The 19291-nt window shown below is 69.6% G+C and carries 20 protein-coding genes; 6 read left to right on the plus strand and 14 right to left on the minus strand.

From position 1 onward, the window contains the following. Window positions 1–36: 36 nt before the first annotated feature. A complete protein-coding gene (locus tag ASE78_RS08300) occupies window positions 37–1428 on the minus strand; it encodes an MATE family efflux transporter (RefSeq protein WP_056495640.1) in 1392 nt (463 codons plus the stop codon). 154 nt (window positions 1429–1582) lie between these two features. On the opposite strand from ASE78_RS08300, the gene sppA reads away from it, so the two are divergent. Both sppA and ASE78_RS08310 read left to right on the plus strand, forming a co-directional pair. After that, window positions 1583–3469, plus strand: coding sequence for a signal peptide peptidase SppA (sppA, locus tag ASE78_RS08305; RefSeq protein WP_056495643.1), 1887 nt, complete (start codon window positions 1583–1585; stop codon window positions 3467–3469). Beyond that, complete coding sequence (locus ASE78_RS08310) at window positions 3466–4029, plus strand: GNAT family N-acetyltransferase (RefSeq protein ID WP_056495647.1); 564 nt, start codon at window positions 3466–3468, stop codon at window positions 4027–4029. Before sppA ends, ASE78_RS08310 begins: the two co-directional genes overlap by 4 nt. A gap of 565 nt (window positions 4030–4594) precedes the next feature. On the opposite strand, the gene ASE78_RS08315 is transcribed toward ASE78_RS08310, so the two are convergent. From ASE78_RS08315 to ASE78_RS08330, 4 genes are all read right to left on the minus strand, one after another. Continuing rightward, complete coding sequence (locus ASE78_RS08315) at window positions 4595–5428, minus strand: TorF family putative porin (RefSeq protein WP_056495650.1); 834 nt, start codon at window positions 5426–5428, stop codon at window positions 4595–4597. A gap of 519 nt (window positions 5429–5947) precedes the next feature. Further along, window positions 5948–6412, minus strand: a complete 465-nt coding sequence (locus tag ASE78_RS08320) for a RidA family protein (RefSeq protein ID WP_056495652.1) — start codon at window positions 6410–6412, stop codon at window positions 5948–5950. 33 nt (window positions 6413–6445) lie between these two features. Then, complete coding sequence (locus tag ASE78_RS08325) at window positions 6446–7069, minus strand: hypothetical protein (protein WP_056495656.1); 624 nt, start codon at window positions 7067–7069, stop codon at window positions 6446–6448. Beyond that, the gene (locus ASE78_RS08330; protein WP_056495659.1) at window positions 7066–7338 is read right to left on the minus strand and encodes a DUF3572 family protein; all 273 of its coding nucleotides are present in this window, start codon (window positions 7336–7338) and stop codon (window positions 7066–7068) included. The genes ASE78_RS08325 and ASE78_RS08330 overlap by 4 nt, the downstream gene beginning before the upstream one ends. Before the next feature lie 42 nt (window positions 7339–7380). On the opposite strand from ASE78_RS08330, the gene ASE78_RS08335 reads away from it, so the two are divergent. Beyond that, entirely contained in the window at window positions 7381–7749 is a 369-nt protein-coding gene (locus ASE78_RS08335) for a response regulator (RefSeq protein ID WP_056495662.1), read from the plus strand. A gap of 115 nt (window positions 7750–7864) precedes the next feature. Here the strand turns inward: ASE78_RS08335 and ASE78_RS08340 are convergent, their stop codons facing one another. Then, on the minus strand, window positions 7865–8521 hold the full coding sequence (locus tag ASE78_RS08340; RefSeq protein ID WP_056495665.1) for a YoaK family protein: 657 nt from the start codon (window positions 8519–8521) through the stop codon (window positions 7865–7867). Between the two features lie 95 nt (window positions 8522–8616). Between ASE78_RS08340 and ASE78_RS08345 the strand changes: the two genes are divergently transcribed. Beyond that, window positions 8617–9246 (plus strand): trimeric intracellular cation channel family protein, encoded by a 630-nt coding sequence (locus ASE78_RS08345; RefSeq protein ID WP_056495668.1) that lies wholly within the window; start codon window positions 8617–8619, stop codon window positions 9244–9246. A gap of 135 nt (window positions 9247–9381) precedes the next feature. Here the strand turns inward: ASE78_RS08345 and ASE78_RS08350 are convergent, their stop codons facing one another. From ASE78_RS08350 to ASE78_RS08385, 8 genes are all read right to left on the minus strand, one after another. Continuing rightward, window positions 9382–9912, minus strand: coding sequence for a hypothetical protein (locus ASE78_RS08350; protein ID WP_056495671.1), 531 nt, complete (start codon window positions 9910–9912; stop codon window positions 9382–9384). A 138-nt stretch (window positions 9913–10050) separates the two neighbouring features. Further along, complete coding sequence (locus tag ASE78_RS08355; protein ID WP_056495674.1) at window positions 10051–11043, minus strand: type II secretion system F family protein; 993 nt, start codon at window positions 11041–11043, stop codon at window positions 10051–10053. Between the two features lie 4 nt (window positions 11044–11047). After that, window positions 11048–12025, minus strand: a complete 978-nt coding sequence (locus tag ASE78_RS08360; protein WP_055761170.1) for a type II secretion system F family protein — start codon at window positions 12023–12025, stop codon at window positions 11048–11050. Window positions 12026–12027: 2 nt separating this feature from the next. Beyond that, window positions 12028–13332: a pilus assembly protein CpaE gene (locus tag ASE78_RS08365; RefSeq protein ID WP_056495677.1), complete on the minus strand. Its 1305-nt coding sequence runs from the start codon at window positions 13330–13332 to the stop codon at window positions 12028–12030. After that, on the minus strand, window positions 13332–13985 hold the full coding sequence (locus ASE78_RS08370) for a CpaD family pilus assembly protein (RefSeq protein ID WP_056495680.1): 654 nt from the start codon (window positions 13983–13985) through the stop codon (window positions 13332–13334). The genes ASE78_RS08365 and ASE78_RS08370 overlap by 1 nt, the downstream gene beginning before the upstream one ends. 11 nt (window positions 13986–13996) lie before the next feature. Further along, a complete protein-coding gene (locus ASE78_RS08375; protein WP_082467085.1) occupies window positions 13997–15598 on the minus strand; it encodes a type II and III secretion system protein family protein in 1602 nt (533 codons plus the stop codon). After that, the gene (gene cpaB / locus ASE78_RS08380; RefSeq protein ID WP_055761159.1) at window positions 15598–16668 is read right to left on the minus strand and encodes a Flp pilus assembly protein CpaB; all 1071 of its coding nucleotides are present in this window, start codon (window positions 16666–16668) and stop codon (window positions 15598–15600) included. The genes ASE78_RS08375 and cpaB overlap by 1 nt, the downstream gene beginning before the upstream one ends. A 48-nt stretch (window positions 16669–16716) precedes the next feature. Then, window positions 16717–17184 carry a prepilin peptidase gene (locus ASE78_RS08385; RefSeq protein WP_056495683.1) on the minus strand — a complete coding sequence of 156 codons (468 nt, stop codon included), beginning with the start codon at window positions 17182–17184 and terminating at the stop codon, window positions 16717–16719. Window positions 17185–17231: 47 nt separating this feature from the next. On the opposite strand from ASE78_RS08385, the gene ASE78_RS08390 reads away from it, so the two are divergent. After that, on the plus strand, window positions 17232–18191 hold the full coding sequence (locus tag ASE78_RS08390) for an alpha/beta fold hydrolase (RefSeq protein WP_056495686.1): 960 nt from the start codon (window positions 17232–17234) through the stop codon (window positions 18189–18191). Beyond that, window positions 18188–19282, plus strand: coding sequence for an NAD(P)/FAD-dependent oxidoreductase (locus tag ASE78_RS08395; protein ID WP_056495689.1), 1095 nt, complete (start codon window positions 18188–18190; stop codon window positions 19280–19282). The genes ASE78_RS08390 and ASE78_RS08395 overlap by 4 nt, the downstream gene beginning before the upstream one ends. The last annotated feature ends 9 nt before the right edge of the window (window positions 19283–19291 follow it).

Here is a 19291-nt window from a genome sequence, read left to right on the forward strand (position 1 = left end):
GCAAACCGCGCGATCGCGCGTTTTCAAACAGCCGCGTCAGACGGTCCGAACCAGTCCCAGCGCCTCGCGCCGGTGCCAGCGGTGGACCAGCAGCACGGCGACCACGAACAGCCCGAGGGCAAGGCCGATCCACACGCCGATCCCGGCGAGCGGCGTCCAGAAGCCGAGCGCCACCGACGTCGCGAAGCCGACCAGCCAATAGCCGATCAGCGCGATCACCATCGGCACCCGCGTATCCTGCACCCCGCGCAGCACGCCCGCCGCCACCGCCTGCGCGCCATCGGCCAGTTGGAACAGCGCGGCGATGGCGAGATAGGGCAGTGCCAGCGCGATCATCGCGGCATTGGCCGGCGCGTCGACATCGACATACACCGACAGGAAGGCGCGCGGAAACGCCCAGAGCAGCAGCGCGGTGAACCCCATGAAGCCGGTGCCGACGATCAGCGCCGACCAGCCGGCGCGCGCGATCCATGTCCGGTCGCCCGCGCCATAGGCGAGGCCGACGCGGATCGTCGCCGCCTGTGCGATGCCGAACGGCACCTGGAACAGGAACGCCGCGATCTGGAGCGCGATGGCGTGCGCCGCCACCTCGGTCACGCCGATGCGGCCCATCAGGAAACCGGCGGCGGAAAACAGCGCGCCCTCGAACGTCATTGTCGCCGCGATCGGCAGGCCGAGGACCGCGATCTCGCGCAGCCGGCCCGCCTCGATCCGCCACCAGCGGCCGAAGAGGCGGAAGCGGCGCAGCCGCCGGTCGGCGACCAGCACGACCGCATAGGCGAACATCATCGCGGTGGCGGTAACGAGGCTGGCGATCGCCGATCCCTCCAGCCCAAGCGTAGGGAAGCCGGCGTTGCCGAACACCAGCAGCCAGTTGGCGAGGATCGATACGGCAAGGCCGAGCGCGGTGATGACCATCGCCCAGCCGGGGCGGCCGAGCGCCGAGGCGGTGATCCGCATCACCGTGCCGACCAGTGCGGGGATCATCGCCCACAGCAGGATGTCGAGAAAGGCATCGGCGCGCGCGGCGACGGTCGCGTCCTGTCCGGTGGTCAGCAGCAGCGCATCGCCATGCGCCAGCAGCGCCATGAACGGCACGCTGCCCAGCACCGCGATCCATAGCGCCATGCGGAACGATCGCCGCACCTCGCGCACCGCATGCGAACGTGCCCCGCGTTCGGCGGCGATGATCGGCGCGACCGCACCGACGAGGCCCGACAGCGCGAACAGGATCACGCTGTAGGCATAGACGCCGAGCGTCGCGGCGGCGAGTTCGACCGTGCCCAGCCGGACGACGAACACCACGTCGACCGCATAGACCGCCATTTGCAGCAGGTTCGCACCGACCAGCGGCGCGGCGAGCCGCAGCGTTGCCGCCAGTTCCGCGCGGGACGTGGGCGGAGCGGCGGGGGCGGCGGCGTCGGTCATGGCGCGCCATGTAGGGCGTCGGGGCGGGCAGGAACATCCTTCCTGCGCCCGCGATGGAACACCGTGCCGGCCCGCCATGAAGCCATCTCCACTTTACTCGCCGCCATCCGCCGCTAATTATCGATCCACGATAAACTCCCCGGAAGGAACGCGCGTGAAGCTGGTACGTGGCGCATGGAAATTGCTGGTCGGCATCAAGGACGCGCTGGTGCTGCTGCTCATGCTGCTGTTCTTCGGGGGATTGTTCGCCGCGCTGTCGGCGCGGCCCAATACCCGCGTGACCGACGGGGCGCTGGTGCTCGACCTGTCGGGATCGATCGTCGAACAGCCGGCCGAGGCCGATCCGTTTGCCGCGCTGTCGGGACAGGGCGTGGCGCAGGAGCTGCGGCTGCGCGACGTGGTCCGCGCGCTGGATGCGGCGAAGAGCGACGGCCGGGTCAAGGCGGTGGTGCTCGACATGGACCGTTTCGCCGGGGGCTATCCCGCGACGCTGGCCGAAGTGGGCGACGCGGTGGCGCGGGTGCGCGCCGGTGGCAAGCCGGTGCTGGCCTATGCCACGCTCTATACCGATGGCGCGTATCGCATCGCCGCCAACGCCAGCGAGATTTGGCAGAACCCGTTCGGCGGCACGATGTTTCGTGGGCCCGGCGGGTCGCAGCTCTATTACAAGGGGCTGATCGACAAGCTGGGGGTCAACGCCCACGTCTACCGCGTCGGCCAGTTCAAGTCGGCGGTCGAGCCGTTCACCCGTGCCGACCAGTCGGAGCCGGCGCGCGCCGCCAATCAAGCGCTGTATGGCGCGATCTTCGACCAGTGGCGCTCGGCCGTCCAGAAGGCGCGGCCCAAGGCGCAGCTCGATGCGTTCCTGACCCGCCCGGCTGAGACGGTGCAGGCGGCGGGCGGCGACGTGGCGCAGGCGAACCTGCGCGGTGGGCTGGTCGACAAGCTGGGTGATCGCATCGCCTTTGGGCAGCGGGTGGCGGCAATTGCCGGGGCCGAGGCGAACAAGCCGCTCGGCAGCTTCCGCACGATCAAATACGCCAACTGGCTGGCGGCCAACCCACTGCCGACCGGGGGCGATGCGGTGGGGGTCATCACCGTCGCCGGCACCATCGTCGACGGCGAGGCGAAGGCCGGTACGGCGGGCGGCGACACCATCGCCAAGCTGCTGCTCGACGGCCTTGCTACCAAGAACCTGAAGGCGCTGGTCGTCCGGGTCGATTCTCCGGGCGGATCGGTGCTGGCGTCGGAGCGCATCCGGCAGGCGATCCTCCAGGCGAAGGCCAAGGGGCTGCCGGTCGTGGTGTCGATGGGCGGGCTTGCCGCATCGGGCGGATATTGGGTGTCGACGCCGGGGGATGTGATCTTCGCCGAGCCGAACACGATCACCGGCTCGATCGGGGTGTTCGGGGTGATCCCGACGTTCGAGAACACGCTCGCCAAGATCGGGGTCAGCGCCGATGGCGTCGCGACCACGCCGCTGAGCGGCCAGCCCGACGTGACGCGCGGCACCACGCCGGCGTTCGACGCGATCATGCAGGGCAATGTCGAGGACATTTATCGCCGCTTCACCGGGCTTGTCGCGCAATCGCGCAAGCTGCCGCAGCCGCGCGTCGACCAGATCGGGCAGGGGCGCGTCTGGGACGGCGGGACCGCGCGCCAGCTCGGGCTGGTCGACCGGTTCGGGACGCTGGGCGATGCGGTGGCCGAGGCGGCGAAGCGCGCCAAGATCGATCCGGCGAAGGCACGGGCGGTGTACCTCGACAAGCAGCCGGGTGCGTGGGAGACGATCCTCAAGAGCTATGCCGACCAGCAGCGCGATCAGGGCGATGGCGGGCAGGCGGCGACCGACCTGCTGGGCATGGCGGCGCGCGACCAGCGTGCGGTGGTGGCGCAGGCGCTGGGCGATGCCCGCGCGATGCTGTCGGGCCGCGTCGGGGTGCAGGCACGTTGCCTCGAATGCGCGGGCTTGGGACCAGTCGATGCCTCGGTGAGCGACCGGTCGCTGCTCGACCTGATCGTCGCGAGGCTGGGGCTGTGATCGCGATCCGGGGCGCGCGCAGCGACGACGCGGCGGCGATCGCCGCGATCTATGCGCCCTATGTGCTGGGCGGGACCGTGTCGTTCGAAACCGATGCGCCCGACGCGCGGGCGATCCGCCACCGGATGGCGGCGAGCGACGGGCTGTACCCGTGGCTGGTCGCGACCACCGGCGCGGCGGACGGCGATGCGGTGCTGGGCTATGCCTATGCCACCAAGTTCCGCGAGCGGCCGGCGTATCGCTATGTCGTCGAAACCTCGATCTATCTGGCCGGTGCCTCGCAGCAGAAGGGCACCGGGCGGCTGTTGTACGAGGCGCTGATCGATACGCTGCGGGCACAGGGCTTCACCCAGGCGATCGGCGTGCTGTCGCTGCCCAACGATGCGTCGATCACGCTGCACGAGGCGGTCGGCTTCCGCCGGGCGGGGGTGTACCGCGAGATCGGGTTCAAGCAGGGGCGGTGGATCGACGTCGGCTTCTGGCAGTGCCGATTGAACGAGGCTTCGGTGCCGCCGAAGGAGCCGAGGCCGTTCAGCGAGGTCGGGGTCGTTCGAGCCTGACGCGCCGGGCAAGGTGCAGCGAAGCAGCACCGCGCCGCACTAGGCGCGTCCGGCCGGCGGCGCTTGCAGCGCCGTCCGACGACGCGGGCTTTGCCCGTGGCGGGCTTCGGTCGTCGGCGATCGGACAGGAGCCGCATCGTCGGCGTGTATGGATTGCGGCCTTCGCCGGAATGGTGGCGCGGGAACGTCGCTCCAGCTCCGTAATTCCTCCCAAAGTTGACAAAGTTTACACTTGCAGCGTGTTTGTTGCGAGTGATTCTTATTTTGTCGGTGGTTCGGGACAGAAGAAGTTTTGGTTCGCGCGGAGGCACGGAGGCGCGGAGATGGTGTAGGCGCGGTGCGGTTGCGTTTCCGCTTTGGCATCGGTGTGTTGTCGGGGCGGGGAGTAAAGGGCGCTTCGCGCTGAGGCAGGAGGGCGCGGGTTTCGGCCGCCTGCGGACGGACGGCATGGTCGGGACCAACGAACATCGGGCAGGAGCGCATGGGTGCGATCCTGCCCGATGATGGCTGGTGTAGGACAGCCGGAAACGTCCTCCGGTGCGTGGTGCGCGACCGGGGGAAGGGATCAGAAGGCGGCGGTCAGCGAGACGACGCCGGTGCTCGCCGCGATCGGGCTGCCGTTGGTGGTCTTGCTGAAGTTCGGCGTCAGATAGAGCGCCTCGCGATCCGAAATGTCGGTGTCGACATAGGCGACGCCCAGCGTCAGGTTCTTGTAGGTGAAGTCGGCGCCGAGCGACCAGTCCCAATATTTGCCGGTGGGGGCAAGGCTGGTGCCGTTCGGCCCGAGGCCGGGGTTGCCGTCCGAATAGCCGATGTGCGCCTTCAGCGTCACCGGCGTGTTCGGCACACCCGCGGCGGCATCGCCCGACAGGTAGATATTGTCCTGACGGCTGCCGTCGCCCGGGATCAACGTCGGGGTGAGCGCACGGGTGAACAGGCCGAGCGAGGTCTGCTTGGGTGCGTAGAACACGCCGGCGGTGAGCGTGGCGGGGCCGGCGGTGCCCGAGAGCTTGCCGTAGAATTCGACCACGTCGGTTTCGTCCGCGCCGCCCGGATAGGTATACCAGGTGACGCCGGCATCGACGGTCGCGGTGTCGAAGGTGTGCTTGTAGCCCGCGATCAGATCGAGTTCGAGGTTCGCGCCGCCGAACGTGCCCCAGCCGGCGAGGTTCGAACCCCAGGTGCCAATGTACAGGCCGCTTTCATGGGCGATGGTGATACCGCCCTGCACCGCGACGTTCTTGTCGCTCTGCGACACGCCGCGAAAGCGATAGTCGGACGCGACCGACGCGCTGCCGCTGACGGTGATCGGTTCGGGCGGCGCGGTTTCCTGCGCCATGGCGGGAACTGCGGCGGTGGCTGCCAGAATGGCGGCCGGGAGGAAGGTCGAGAATCGCATCGTAAACCCTTTCTGCGGTTACGGGGTGATTCTCCTGCGTTGACGGTCGCCGCGATGGGGTGGACCTTGCTGGTCCGTGCGGTCTGGCCGTCGATGGCGCGAATATGTCGGTATCCGCCGCGCCGCACAATGATTATTGCGTGGCGGGCCGATGCAACGACGCTCGCTGTTGCGTGACGGCAACAGCGGGCATTGGGCTGGATGGGATTACCCTCGTCGGGGGCGGAAACGACATTCAGCCATTCCGGTACGGCGCTTGATCGACAATGCTGCCTTGTCTGTCACCCCGGACTTGTTCCGGGGTCCACCCGGCCGCGTGCGCTGTCGACAGTGCATCGAGCGGCATCGATCGCTGCGCCGTGGACCCCGGAACAGGTCCGGGGTGACGATGCGGCCGTGGATGTCGATCCGCCCTGATGGTCATCCCCGCGAAGGCGGGGACCCATTGCCGCCGACGTAGCGAATCTGTCGCGACGATGGCGTGTATGGATTCCCGCCTGCGCGGGAAGGACGATGGGGCTATGCGCGAATCGCGAGGATCGCGTCGATCTCGACCACCGCGCCTAGCGGCAGGACGGGCACGCCGACCGCGCTGCGCGCGTGGGTGCCGGCGTCGCCGAACAGCGCGACCATCAGCTCGGACGCGCCGTTCGCGACCTTGGGCTGATCGGTGAAGGTCGCCGCCGAATTGACGAACACGCCGAGCTTCACGACGCGCTCGACCCGGTCGAGGCTGCCCAGCGCCTTTTCGGCCTGTGCCAGCACCATCAGCGCGCAGCGTTCGGCGGCGCGGGTGGCATAGGCAAGGTCGCGGTCGTCGCCGGCGCGGCCGGTCATCAGCTCGCCGTCGTCGAAGGGCAACTGGCCCGAGAGGTGGAGCAGGCCGCCGGCCTCGACCGCCGGAACATAGGCCGCGACCGGAGCGGCGGCGACGGGAAGGGAGAGGCCGCGTTCGGCCAGTTTCGCAGGGATGTCATATGCCATGGGGCAGTTCCTCGTTCGGCAGGGGGGTGGCAGTCAAGCGGTGGCGGGCAGGCCGCGTTCGAAACGCGCCGCGATCCAGCGTTCAGCCTCGACCCAGTCGTCGATCCGGGCATGGGCGTGGGGCGCGGGGGGAATGTGGACCGCCAGATCGGGTTCGGACACCATGTGCAGCCGGTGAACCTCGGGCGCGGTCTGCGCGACCGATTCGTGGTGGACGGGCAGATCGTCGACGAACACGGTGACGCTCGGCCCATATTCGGCGACGAGCCGCGCGACCGGTGGCCCCTTGCCCCCCTGATTGCATTCGACGCGGTGGACGATGCCGTGGGTGGCGAGCTGATCGACGCGGTGGGTGCGGCAATGGTCCTGCAAGTTGGTCAGCACGACGATGTCTGCTTGCTCTGCCAGCCGGGCGAGCGCCTCGCGGGCGTGCGGCACCAGCGTCTGCCGGCCCATTTCGGCGGGGAAGAAGCCGTCGAGCTTTTCCCACATCGCTTCGGGTTCCAGCACGGTACCGTCGGCGCGGGTCATCGAGTCGGCGAAGCTGCCGCCCTGCATGCGGAAATCGATCGCGTGCGCTTCGCCGAGCCAGGTGCCGAAATGGCGGACCATGTGCAGCAGCACCTCGTCACAGTCGGTAATGAGCAGCGGTTTCATGGAGTCTCCAGTCGGGTGCGCGCGGCGACGAGGTCGGCGGGCGTGAGGCCCAGCGCGTCGGCGCAGGCGATCAGGTCGGGCTCATACGCTTCGAGATGGGCGAGAAGCTGGACCAGCAATATGGGGTCGCCGGCGCGGGCGCGCAGGTCGGCCGGGTCGATGCCGGTCAGCGACAGGAAGCGTTCGGCGCGCGGGGCCTCCGACATCACCCATGCGAGCGCGCCCAAGGCGGTGGTGGCCGCGTCGTGATTTGTCTCTCGTCCGCGCATCGCCTAGACAGCCTCCTTGCACTCTGGCGGGAAACGAAGCGCGTGGCAAAAAGGGTACTCGTTGTCGAGGACAACGAACTCAACCTGAAGCTGTTCTGCGACCTGCTGCGCGCGCACGGCTTCGTGGTGGAGCCGGTGCGCGACGGGCGCGAGGCGGTGGCGAAGGCGCGGGGGTTCCTGCCCGATCTCATCATCACCGACATCCAGTTGCCGCATATGACCGGGCTGGAGCTGATCGCGCTGCTGAAGGCCGACGCGCGGTTGCGCAGCGTACCGATCATGGCGGTGACGGCCTATTCGGGGCGCGACGACGAGGAGCGGGTGCGCGCCGCCGGGGCCAACGCCTATGTGACCAAGCCGATTTCGGTGGTGCGCTTCGTGGGCGAGGTGCGGGCGTTGCTGCCGGAGTAGAAGGTTGCTCCCCTCCCTGACAGGGAGGGGGTGGGGTGGGTTGGCCCGCGAGGGAACGGTGCGCCCGCCCCAGGCCTACCCACCCCCGACCCCTCCCTTGTCAGGGAAGGGAGAATCAGCGCAGCCCGGTCCTTGCCACCGCCATGGTCAGCAGCGCGGCGATGGCGGCGGCGACCCACAGCATGGCGAGGCCGAGCCAGTGCCAGCCGATCGCGCCGATCGTGACACCGGCGACGAAGCCGAGCCACAGCAGCAGTTCGGCGCGCAAGCCGGGTGCAGCGGCCTCGCCCAGCAGGCGGCGGGCGAGGCGCTGGCCGATGCGGACGAGCGTGCCGGTCATGTAGGTGAGCGCGACGCGGACCTCGCCGTCCTCGGCCACCACGCCGTTCTGCGCGCCCATCGCGACGGCGAGCGGCAGGAGCGCGAGGGGGAGCGGGGCGAAGGCGGTGAGCGCGGCGGCGATTGCGAGGAGGACGGTCACGAGGCCCATCACCGCCTCGCCGCGCCGATGCGCACCCAGCCGTTCGGTGGCGGCGGCCCCGGCGATCGTGCCGAGCATCGCCCCGCAGACGAAGGCGAGGATCAGCGCGGCGGCGGTGGCGGCGGCCCCGTTCCAGCCCTGCGCCAGCCCGAGGCCGAGGCGGGTCGAGTTGCCCGACATGAACGAGGCGAAGAAGCCGCCCAGACTCTGGAACGCCAGCGCGTCGACGATACCGGCGAGCGCGGCGAGGGCGATGGTGGCAAGGGTCGCGGCTGGGGTGAGGCGTCGCATGGGGTCTCGGCTCGGGATCGGCATCAGGGGCAATTCGCGTGAGGCCATGGTGGTTCCGCCTCGTCAACCCGCGCGCGGTGCGATAGGCGCGGGCGATGGTCCCTTCTCCGCAAGCGCTGGGGCAGATGCTCGGCGCGCTCGATCTGGTCGGTATCGCGGTGTTCGCCGCGTCGGGCGCGCTGGCGGCCACGCGGACCGCGCAGACGTTCGTCACCGCCGCGTTCTTCGCGCTCGTCACCGGGGTGGGGGGCGGCACGGTGCGCGACCTCCTGATTGGTGCGCCGGTGTTCTGGGTGCATGGCGCGCCCTATGCCGCGATCTGCGTCGCGGTGGCGACATTGGTGTGGATCACGCCCGAGGACTGGTGGCGCGAGCGCGCGCTCGAATGGCTCGATGCGGCGGGGCTGGCGGCCTATGCGGTGTTCGGTGCGGCCAAGGCGGCGAGCTTTGGCGTGCCGCCGTTCCAGGCGGCGGTGATGGGCGTGCTGACCGCGTGCGTCGGCGGAATCCTGCGCGACGTGCTGGCGGGGGTGCCGTCGATCCTGATCCGGCCCGAGCTGTATGTGACAGCGGCGGCGCTGGCGGCGGGGCTGCATGTGGTGCTGGTCGCGGCGGGCCTGCCGCCGTTCGTCGCCGCGCTGCCGGCGGCGGCGGCGGGGTTCGTGTTACGCGGGGCGGCGATCCGGTTCCGGCTGGCGCTGCCGGCGTATCGCGGGCGGCGGTAGTTTCAGCACCGGGCAGGCTCCCCTACTTGGCAAGGGAGGGGTTGGGGGTGGGTGGGTCGGTTGGGGTACGCTCACCTTTCCTCGCGGGCCTACCCACCCTCGGCCCCTCCCTTGTCAGGGAGGGGAGAGAGTATTTTACCCCCAGCGGCTGCGGTGGTCGTCGTCGTGGCCTTCGCGCAGCAGCGCGGCCTGTTCGCGCCAGCGTTCGGTGTCGATCGTGCCGGGGCGCAGGCGCAGGTCGTCCTCCAGCGCGCGCTCGTCGGCTTCGGTCAGGTTTTCGATCGCGCGATAGGTCTTGATGCCGCGCTGGCCCAGCGCCGATTCGAGGTCGGGATCGATGCCACGAATGCGCGAGAGATTGTCGCGGCCCCAGCCGAAGAAGCCGCTGCCGTGCGAGGCGTTGGCCGCCGCCGTGGCGGTCGTCGCCGCCCCGGTGCCGCGTTCCTTCGCGAAGCGGTCGCGTTCGGCCTCGACCTCGCGCAGCCGCGTCTCGCGGGTCTTGAGGTCGGCGGCGACTTCGGCGCGATACGCCTTGTGCGCGGCTTCCTCGTCGCGGAAGCGCTGCTTCCACTTCTTGCCGCCCGAGAAGGAGGCGAGGCCGAGCAGCCAGCCGGCCAAGAGGATCAGCGCGAGTACCGCGAATTGGGTCGGCGTCTGGAAGAGCATCGCACAGGTCCCCGTTTGGTTACGGGGCTAGAACGGTCGCGGTGCCGGGGTGTTCCGTGCGGATCGGGCGGCGCGCTCCCTCGCGGGCCTACCCACCCCCGGCCCCTCCCTTGTCAGGGAGGGGGGATTTATCTGGATTTATTTGAAGGCATCGCTGATGCTGCATGCCGCTGGCCCCAGGATGACGATGAACAGCGTCGGCAGGATGAACAGGATCAGCGGCACCGTCATGATCGCGGGCAGGCGGGCGGCCTTTTCCTCGGCGCGCATCATGCGCTCGTTGCGGAATTCGGCCGACAGGACCCGCAGCGCGCTGGCGAGCGGGGTGCCGTATTTCTCGGTCTGGATCATCGTCGTCACCACGCCCTTCACCGCGTCGAGGTCGATGCGGGTGGCGAGGTTCTCGAACGCCTGACGCCGTTCGGTGAGGAAGCCCAGCTCGATCGCGGTGAGGGTGAATTCCTCGCCCAGTTCGGGGTAGGCACGGCCCAGTTCGCGCGCCACGCGGTGGAAGGCGGCATCGACGGTCAACCCCGCCTCGGCGCAGATCACCAGCAGGTCAAGCGCGTCGGGCAGGCCCTTGCGGATCGCGTCCGAGCGTTTGGTGATGCGGTTCTTCAGGTAAAGGTCGGGCGCCTTGTAGCTGAGGATGGCGGTGCCCGCGACGATGCCATACGCCTGCAGCGGGCTGTAGTCGGAAAAGGCATCGGTGCCATAGACGAGGTAAAGGATCGGCAGGCCGAAGGTAATCGGCAGCACGAGCCGGCCGAAGATCACTGCGACCGCCCAGTCCTTCGAGCGGATGCCGGCCTGGAGCAACTTGATCTGCGCGGTCTTGAGCTGTTCGTCCTGCAACACCTTGAGCGAGGTGAGGAAGGCGCGGATGCGGTCGGTCGCCTCGTTCTTCTGGACCAGCTTGGCGCGGCGCTTGCTGGTCGAGGCGGTAATGCCGGCCTTCAACTGTTCGCGCCGGTCGTTGAGCGCCTTGACCCGGCGCTGCATCGGATCGCGTACCGACGTGGCGGCATAGATCGCCAGCAGCACCGCCATCGCGGCGACGCCCGACAGGATCGTCGCGACCATCAGGACGTCGATGCCGAGCAGGGTCGGACCGTTGGGGTTGCTCAGCATCGCATCAGATCTCGAAGTTAATCATCTTGGCCATGATGAAGGCACCGATGCCCATCCATACCATCCCGCCAAGGCCGGTGACGATCAGCCGGGGGTCGATGAAGAAGGTCTGCATGTAGCTGCCGTTGATGAACCAGATCATCCCGAACACGATGAACGGCAGCGAGCCGATGATATAGGCCGATGCCTTGGATTCGGACGACATCGCCCGGATCTTCAGCTTCATCTGCGAGCGTTTGCGCAGCACGTCGGCAAGGTTGGCGAGCGTTTCGGCGAGGTTGCCGCCCGTTTCGCGCTGGATGGCGATGGTGATGATGAAGAACTGGAATTCGGGCGTGCCGAGCCGGTCGCCGGTTTCCTGAAGTGCTGCATCGAGCGTGCGGCCGATCTTCATCCGGTCGTTGATGGCGCGGAATTCCTCGCCGACCGGGCCATCGACCTCGTTGCCGACGATGCCCATCGTCTCGGTGATCGGTAGCCCTGAGCGCAGGCCCCGCACCAGCAATTCGATCGCATCGGGGAATTTGGCGGTGAATTTGGCGACGCGCCGCTGGATGAGCTTGCCGACGACAAAGTGCGGGAGCCCGGCGCCCACGAACAGGCCGAACAGCAGCGCCAGCAGGAACGGCATGCCCTTGATAAGCAGCAGCAGCGCCGTCACCGCGAACAGGCCGCACGACGCCATCAAATACTGGCCGATCGTCCAGCCCTTGCCGGTCTGGACGAGGCGCAGCTTCAATTGTTCGACGTTGGGCAGGATGCGCTGGGCGGTGCGATCCGCCTTGCTGGTGCGGTTGTTGCCGATCCGGCGAAGCTGCGCGTCCATCGCGACGGTGCTGGCCGATCCGCTGTGCCGTTCGCGCACCGCCAGCAGGCGGCGGCTGGTCGCCCGCCGGGTCGACGGACCGGCGAAGGCGACCGCGATCAGCACCAGCGTGAGCGACGCGCCGGCCATCGTCAGCAGGAGCGGCAGCATCTCCATGGCTATGCGTTCGCCCCCGCCTTTGCCTTGCCCTTGGCGGGCAGGCGCGCGCGCAGCCCGGCGAGCTTGCCGAGCAGCGAGGTGCCGCCGGCCTTGCCGCGTGCCTTGGCCGTCGTCGTGTCGATGTCGTCCTCCGCCATCCGGCACAGTCGCTGGGCAAGCGAGAGCAATGGGACGACGGTCTTGCTGCCCTTGCCCGCCTCGGCGAGCGGTTTGCCGAGCTTGGCGGATTGCGCGGCGAGCTTGCCGTCGAAGGGGACGAGGAAGTCGATCTTGCGTTCGATCGATCCTTCGAAATCCTTGCGGCTGATCTCCAGCAGCGCGGCGGGCTGAACGCGGTTGGCGACGACCAGCAGCGTCGTCTGCGGCGCGTTGCTGCGGAACCACGACAGGATGCGGATCGCGTCGCGCGCCGCCGCCAGCGTCAGTTCGGTGACGATCACCGCGCTCTGCACGTCGGATAACAGGTGCGGATGCGCGACCAGCATGCCGCGCGGCATGTCGATCAGCGTACATTCGAACGCGGCGCGCATCTCTTCCTGCAACTGGTAATAGGCGGCACCGTCGGTCAGTACCGGCTGGTTGATCGGTGCCTCGGCCGAGAGGACCGAGAGGCGTTCGCCGGCGCGCACCATCGCGCGTTCGATGAACAGCCCGTCGATGCGGCTGGGATTTTCGATTGCGTCGGTCAGGCCGCGCCCGGGTTCGAGGTCGAGCGCCAGCGCGCCGGTGCCGAAATGCACGTCGAGGTCGAGCAGGGCGGTGGTGCGCTTCTCGCGGTCGCTCAGCAGCCATGCGAGCGAGGCGGCGATCGTCGTCGCCCCCGCGCCGCCGCGCGTGCCGACGACGGCGATGGCGCAGTGCGGCCGCTCGACGCTCGTCTCGACCGGCTTGGGCGCGTTGAGCAGCGCCTGCGCCTGGGTGATCGCGTCGCGCACCATGTCGGGGTTGAGTGGCTTGAGCAGATAATCGTGGATGCCGCTGCCGATCAGGTCGCGGTAGAGCCGCACGTCGTTCACCTGACCGCAGGCGATGACGACGGTGCCCGGTTCGCAGACCTCGGCCAGACCGTTGATGTCGTTCAGCGGATCGCCCGATTCGGACAGGTCGACGAACAGGACATGGGGGCTGGCGGCGACCGACAGCGACTGGACGGCGGCGCGCAGGCCCCCGCGCTGGACCTTTTCGGTCGGCCAGCCGTGTTCGGTGGCAAGGCCGCGCAGCACGTCGGTGGAATAATCGTCGCACACGAAGCCGACGAAGGGATCGCGCACGCTCGTCTTGGCGAGGGAGAAGGGGGCGTTCATTACTTGCCGCTCCCCCCGGTCGCGCTGCCGACGCTGTTGGTGATCTGTCCGCCGCCGTTGCCGCTGGGCGCGGCGCGGCGCAGCGCGCCGATCGCCTTGGTGCCGGTGATGGTGTCGGTGGTGCCCATGTCGCGCTGCCCGCGCACCAGATCGCCCGGCGCGGCGACCATCGCCGCGAGGTTGGTGTTCACCGCGCAGCCGAAGTCGGACGAGGTGTGCGCGCCATAATTGGGCTGGCTGAGCCGCGACGTGTCGGGGCAGCCGGGAACGGCGGCGGTCATCCGCGAGACGACGACGCGCACCGTGCCGGGTTCGATCGCGCCTGCGACCGGCGGGACCATGTCGGCGAGCAGCAGCCCGTGGCGCGCGGCTTCGGCGGCGACGTCGGCGCGGACCGCCGGGTCGGCCGACCCGCCGGCATCGACGCCGACCTCGTCACCGTAGCGCAGCCGCATCGTGTCGAGCCAGCCAGCGAGGCGGGCGCGTTCGCCGGTCGCGAGGCCGGCGGGACCGGCGGCGAGGTCCATCGCATAGGCAGCGCGCGAGACGACCGGCTGGTGGACCGATTCGACGCCGCGGTTGGGTGTGCCGCTGCATCCCGCCAGCAGCGCGGTGCCGGAAAGGGCGAGGGCGAGGGTACGGATAGAGAGCATCGGAATATCCCTCACTGGTTGCTGAAGCCGGGGGCGACGGCGGGAGTCGCACGGTCGCGGCGGCGGGGGGCGGGATCGGCGGGCACGGGGGCCGCCGCGCCGGTCGCGGGACGCGCGGGCAGCGGCGTGACCATCGTCGGCACCGGACGCGGGGCGGGAGTGCCGCCGCCCTGCATCTGGCCGAGCAGCACGCGCTCGACATCGTTCGGCGTCTTGTAGCTGTCGGTCGGCAGCGCGATCTGCGTCTGGCTGTCGACCGGCTTGACCAGATAGGGGGTGATGACGATCACCAGTTCGGTTTCGTTGCGGGTGAACCCGTTCGAGCGGAACAGCGAGCCGAGAATCGGCAGATCGCCCAGACCCGGTGCCTTTTCGATCGAATTGTCGTGGTTGTTCTGCAGCAGGCCGCCGATCATCATGCTCTGGCCCGAGCCCAGTTCGACCGTGGTTTCGACCCGCCGGGTCGAGAGCGCGGGGATGGTGGTGCCGTTGATCTGGACCGATCCGGCGGCGGTGAGCTGCGACACTTCGGGGCGGACGCGCATCGAGATGCGGCCGTCGGCCAGCACGGTCGGGGTATAGGCGAGGCTGACGCCATATTGCTTGTATTCGACCGACACCGCGCCCAGCCCCTGGCTGACGGGGATCGGAATCTCGCCGCCGGCGAGGAACGATCCGGTTTCGCCCGACAGCGCGGTGAGATTGGGGTTGGCGAGCGTCGTCACCTGACCCACCCGTTCGCCGAGGTCGAGCGCGCCAAGCACGTCGAGGCCGAGCAATTTACCCGCGCCAAACAGCGACGTGCCGATACTGGCCTTTGTGACCGCGGTAATGCCCGCAGTGAGTTCGGTCGACTGGCCTAGCGGACCGCCGGGGACGAACTGGGGGAAGAAGGCGCGGCCTTGCCCCACGCCGAACTTGAAGCCTCCGGTCGCGTCGGCGGAAGTCAGGTTGACGCCGATGTTCTTGACGAAGCTGCGGCTGACCTCGGCGATGCGGACCTGCAGGTTGACCTGCAGCGGGGTCGCCATCTTCAGCCGGTTGACGACGGCGATCTTGAGCAGCGCCGCCGGATCGCCGACCGCGACGCCGGGGTTGAGCAGCGAGGCGACCAGCCGTTCGACCTGCGCGCTGTCGGCGGGCGAGGCGACGGTGCCGTTGATGACCGCGATCTGCCCGACCGTCGTCACCCGCACATCGGCATCGGGGATCGCCGCGCGCAGCATCCGGTCGATGCCGGTGATGTTCTGGCCGACGCGGACGTTGGTGGCATAGACGATCTGTCCGGCGGCGTTGGTCGCGAAGATCGTCGCTTCGCCGTCGGCCTTGCCGAACAGGTGGATCTGGCGCGGATTGCCGACATAGACGTCGGCGACCGCCGGGTTCGATACCCAGACGTCGACGACGGTGCCGGGCAGCGTCACCAGTTCGCCCTGTCCGATCGAGAGCTGTACCTCGCTCGAGGGGCGGATCGATCCGGCGGGCATCGTGCCGACGCGCGCGGTGCGGGCCTGTCGGGCGGGCGTCGGCGCGGCGAGCGCGGGCATCGAGGTCGCGACCAGTGCGAGCATGAGCCCGCCCCCAAGCGTACGGCGGATGAAATCAGGGCGCATCAGTTGTTCCCCCCGACCGGCACGTCGGTCACGGTGTTGCCGCGAGTGATCCGCACCACCGGTCCGCGCGGCGCGGGCGGGGCATAGCCGGGGGCGCCGCCGGCGGGCGACGACGACGGCGCGGCCATGGGCGGCGCGGACATGCCGTCGGGGCCGGCCATGCCGCCCATGCCGCCGGGGGTCCGGCCGGGCACGGTGCTGCGCTGGAACCGCGACACGTCCGCCCCGGTCGAGAAGGTCGACGAACCGTCGATCGGCCGCGCGGCGATGCGTTCGAGCGCGGCCTTCTCCGCCTTGGGATCGCCGTTCGCGGGCAGCGTCACGTCGCCGCTGGCGATCGCTTCCTCGAGATCGGCGCCGGTGTCGGCGATCGAGCGCAGCGACAGCGACAGCGTGCCGACGGTCTGCGCCACCGCGATCTTTTCGGCGATGCGCGGCGTCGCCTCGACGGTGACGGTCGAATAGCCCGAGACGACGGTCTTGCCCTGGTCGTCGGTGTTCTTGTCGGTCCGCTGGTCGGTCGCCAGCACGCGCAGGTTGCGCAGGAACGTCTCCGATGCCTTGAGCGGCGCGCCGTCGCCGCCGCCCGTCACCGTCTGCGTCAGGACGAGGTCGACGCGGTCGCCCGGAAAGACGAAGCCCGCGACCGCGCTCTGCGCCGACACCGGCACCGTCACCGCGCGCATGCCGGGCCCAAGTGCTGCGGCAAGGAAGCCGCGGTCGCCGGGCTTCACCAGCGAGCCTTGCGTGATCGGCTGTCCCGCCGGAATGGCGAAGCGGACGACGGTGCCGGCCAGGTTGCGCGCATCGGCCGCCGATTCGAGGTAATAGGCGTTCTCGACCAGTTCCTTGGGCCATGGCTGGAACCGGAGCGAGGCGGCGTCGATGATCGTGCCGACCGGCAGCGCCTTCGTCGCCACCAGCACGCGCGGGCCGTCGACCGGGGCCTCGACCGAATTGGCGGCGGCGACCGGGGCGGGGGCGCCCATCATCAGCGATCGTGCCATGAACGCGGTGATCCCTGCGATCACCAGCGCTCCTACCAACAGGATCAGTTTACGTGCGTCCATGACGTCGATGGCCTTTCGATTCTCTGGCCGGCGGAATGGCGTTAAGCATCATCCCAGAGTGGTTAAGATCGGGTTCGCGAGGATCAGCATGCCGGCGATGGCGATGGCGACGCCGTAGGGGATCTCGGGCACCGCCGCGCTTCGCCGCCGGCGGCGATCGATGACGAACACCAGCGTGATCGCCCCGCCGACGATCGACATGACCAGCAGCATCGACAGCACCGCGCCCGGCGGCAGCCACAGCGCCAGCGCGCCGATCATCTTGACGTCGCCCCCGCCCATCTGCCCCAGCGCGAACGCGCCGACGAACAGCGCGAACACGATCAGCGCGACGAGCGCCTGCAACCCCATGTCCCATGGCGTGAGGCCGAGCGCCCACCACCACAGGGGAGCCAGCAGCGCGATCACCAGATTCTTCGCGTTCGCGATTTCGCGGGTGCGCGCGTCCTCGATCCCCGCGAACAGGAGCAGCAGCACGAGCGCCACCGCCAGACAGGGGATAAGGATGGGCGTCATGGTCCAACCCCCTAGACTTTAGGGGTTGCGAAACCGTAACCGGGCCCATGGCCGCCCATGCCCTGTACCGCCGCGCGATCCCTTCCGCCGCCACCATTACCCAATGGCAGGCGGCCGACGGCTGGGCGCACCGCCGGTTCGACTGGCCCGCCCCCGCCAATATCGCGCCGCGCGGGGTGATGTTGTTCCAGGGCGGGCGCGGCGACGTGTTCGAGAAATATCTCGAAGCCTTCGCCCATTGGCACGTGCGCGGCTGGCACATCGCGTCGTTCGACTGGCGCGGGCAGGGGGGGTCGGGGCGCTGCACCCCGGCGGGCGACTGCGGCCATATCGACCGGTTCGAGGCGTATCTCGACGATCTCGCCGCCTTCTGGACCAGCCTGCCCGCCGGGGGGCCGCGCGTCGTGATCGGCCATTCGATGGGCGGGCACCTGATGCTGCGCGCGCTGGTGGAGGGGCGGATCGATCCCGCCGCCGCTGTGCTGGTCGCGCCGATGCTGGGACTGCGCGCGCCGGTGGGGCCGCGCTTCGGCGAGGGGATGGCGCGGTTGATCGCCGCGTTCGGCCGGCGGACCCGCGCGGCGTGGAAGGGCAACGAACGGCCGCATACGCTGAAATCGCGCGAGTCGCTGCTGACGCACGACCAGGCGCGCTATGCCGACGAGGTCTGGTGGCAGGAGGCGAACGCCGCGTACCGCACCGGGCCGCCGAGCTGGGGCTGGGTGATCGATGCGTTCCGCTCGACCCGGCAGTTGCGCGCCGATCCGGCGCTGACGACGCTGCGGGTGCCGGTGCAGATGCTGGTCGCCGAAGCCGATGCGCTGGTCGATCCCGCCGCCGCACTCAAGGTCGCGGCGACGCTGCCCGATTGCGACCTGCTGCGCTTCGGCCCCGAATCGGCGCACGAGATATTGCGCGAGGCCGATCCGGTGCGGGCGGAGGCGATTGCCGCGATCGACGGTTTCCTCGACGCGCGGGCACCGGCGCGGCGGACGACCCACGCATGACCCGCCAGCGAATCGCGATCGTCGGGGCCGGCATGGCCGGGGCCAGCCTTGCCGCCGAACTGGGCGAGGCGGCGGACGTCGTCTTGCTGGAGGCCGAGTCGCAGCCGGGCTATCACGCGACCGGGCGGTCGGCGGCGTTCTGGTCGGAGACCTATGGCGGGCCGCTGGTCCAGCCGTTGACGACGGCGTCGGGGCCGCTGCTCCATGCGCCGCCGGCGGACTTTGCCGAACGGTCGTTCCTGCGCACGCGCGGCGAATTGCTGATCGCGCGCGATCCCGCCGTGCTCGACGAACTGGCGGCGGGGTTCGCCGGCAGCGGCGTGCCGATCGAACGGCGCGATCCGGGCGTGCAGGTGCCGGGGCTGCGCGGGAGATGGGACGCGCTGTGGTCGCCGGGCTGCGCCGACATCGATGTCGCGGCGCTCCATGCGGCCTATCTGGCGAAGGCGCGGCGGGCCGGCGTGGTGCTGCGTTGCGACTCGGGGCTGGTCGCCGCCGGGCGGCAGGGCGGGGCGTGGCTGCTGACGCTGGCCGACGGGGCGACGCTGGCGGCCGACGTGATGGTCAACGCCGCCGGGGCTTGGGCCGATGGCGTCGCGGAACTGGCCGGGGCAGCGCCGCTCGGCATCCGGCCGTATCGCCGGACCGTGGTGCAGTTGCGGGTCGATCCGGGCGCGCCGGCCGACCTGCCGCTGGTGATCGACGCCGCCGGCGGGTTTTATTTCAAGCCCGAGCCTGGCGGGCGGCTGTGGCTGTCGCCGCATGACGAGACGCCCGACCGCCCCCATGACGTCGCGCCCGAGGAGATCGACGTCGCGACCGCGATCGCCCGGTTCGAGGAAGCGGTCGACTGGCGGGTCGAAGCGGTCGAGCGGCGCTGGGCAGGGTTGCGCAGCTTCGCGCCCGACCGGTTGCCGGTGTACGGCTTCGATCGCGCCATGCCCGGCTTCTTCTGGTGCGCAGGCCAGGGCGGGTTCGGCATCCAGACCGCGCCCGCCGCCGCGCGGCTGTGTGCGGCGCTGCTGGGGCACGGCCTGCCGCCCGAGGGGGTCGACCCGGCGCGCTACTCGGGGCATAGATTGTCCGAGTAATGTGATGAG

Source organism: Sphingomonas sp. Leaf25 (assembly GCF_001421635.1).
Classification (GTDB): domain Bacteria; phylum Pseudomonadota; class Alphaproteobacteria; order Sphingomonadales; family Sphingomonadaceae; genus Sphingomonas.

What these genes read in the sequence shown, in the direction of transcription:
- ASE78_RS08300 (WP_056495640.1), bottom strand. Translation starts at nt 1,428, where the DNA reads ATGACCGACGCCGCCGCCCCCGCCGCTCCGCCCACGTCCCGCGCGGAA.
- ASE78_RS08315 (WP_056495650.1), bottom strand. Translation starts at nt 5,428, where the DNA reads ATGCGATTCTCGACCTTCCTCCCGGCCGCCATTCTGGCAGCCACCGCC.
- ASE78_RS08320 (WP_056495652.1), bottom strand. Translation starts at nt 6,412, where the DNA reads ATGGCATATGACATCCCTGCGAAACTGGCCGAACGCGGCCTCTCCCTT.
- ASE78_RS08325 (WP_056495656.1), bottom strand. Translation starts at nt 7,069, where the DNA reads ATGAAACCGCTGCTCATTACCGACTGTGACGAGGTGCTGCTGCACATG.
- ASE78_RS08330 (WP_056495659.1), bottom strand. Translation starts at nt 7,338, where the DNA reads ATGCGCGGACGAGAGACAAATCACGACGCGGCCACCACCGCCTTGGGC.
- ASE78_RS08340 (WP_056495665.1), bottom strand. Translation starts at nt 8,521, where the DNA reads ATGCGACGCCTCACCCCAGCCGCGACCCTTGCCACCATCGCCCTCGCC.
- ASE78_RS08345 (WP_056495668.1), top strand. Translation starts at nt 8,617, where the DNA reads ATGGTCCCTTCTCCGCAAGCGCTGGGGCAGATGCTCGGCGCGCTCGAT.
- ASE78_RS08350 (WP_056495671.1), bottom strand. Translation starts at nt 9,912, where the DNA reads ATGCTCTTCCAGACGCCGACCCAATTCGCGGTACTCGCGCTGATCCTC.
- ASE78_RS08355 (WP_056495674.1), bottom strand. Translation starts at nt 11,043, where the DNA reads ATGCTGAGCAACCCCAACGGTCCGACCCTGCTCGGCATCGACGTCCTG.
- ASE78_RS08360 (WP_055761170.1), bottom strand. Translation starts at nt 12,025, where the DNA reads ATGGAGATGCTGCCGCTCCTGCTGACGATGGCCGGCGCGTCGCTCACG.
- ASE78_RS08365 (WP_056495677.1), bottom strand. Translation starts at nt 13,332, where the DNA reads ATGAACGCCCCCTTCTCCCTCGCCAAGACGAGCGTGCGCGATCCCTTC.
- ASE78_RS08370 (WP_056495680.1), bottom strand. Translation starts at nt 13,985, where the DNA reads ATGCTCTCTATCCGTACCCTCGCCCTCGCCCTTTCCGGCACCGCGCTG.
- ASE78_RS08375 (WP_082467085.1), bottom strand. Translation starts at nt 15,598, where the DNA reads ATGCGCCCTGATTTCATCCGCCGTACGCTTGGGGGCGGGCTCATGCTC.
- cpaB (WP_055761159.1), bottom strand. Translation starts at nt 16,668, where the DNA reads ATGGACGCACGTAAACTGATCCTGTTGGTAGGAGCGCTGGTGATCGCA.
- ASE78_RS08385 (WP_056495683.1), bottom strand. Translation starts at nt 17,184, where the DNA reads ATGACGCCCATCCTTATCCCCTGTCTGGCGGTGGCGCTCGTGCTGCTG.
- ASE78_RS08390 (WP_056495686.1), top strand. Translation starts at nt 17,232, where the DNA reads ATGGCCGCCCATGCCCTGTACCGCCGCGCGATCCCTTCCGCCGCCACC.
- ASE78_RS08395 (WP_056495689.1), top strand. Translation starts at nt 18,188, where the DNA reads ATGACCCGCCAGCGAATCGCGATCGTCGGGGCCGGCATGGCCGGGGCC.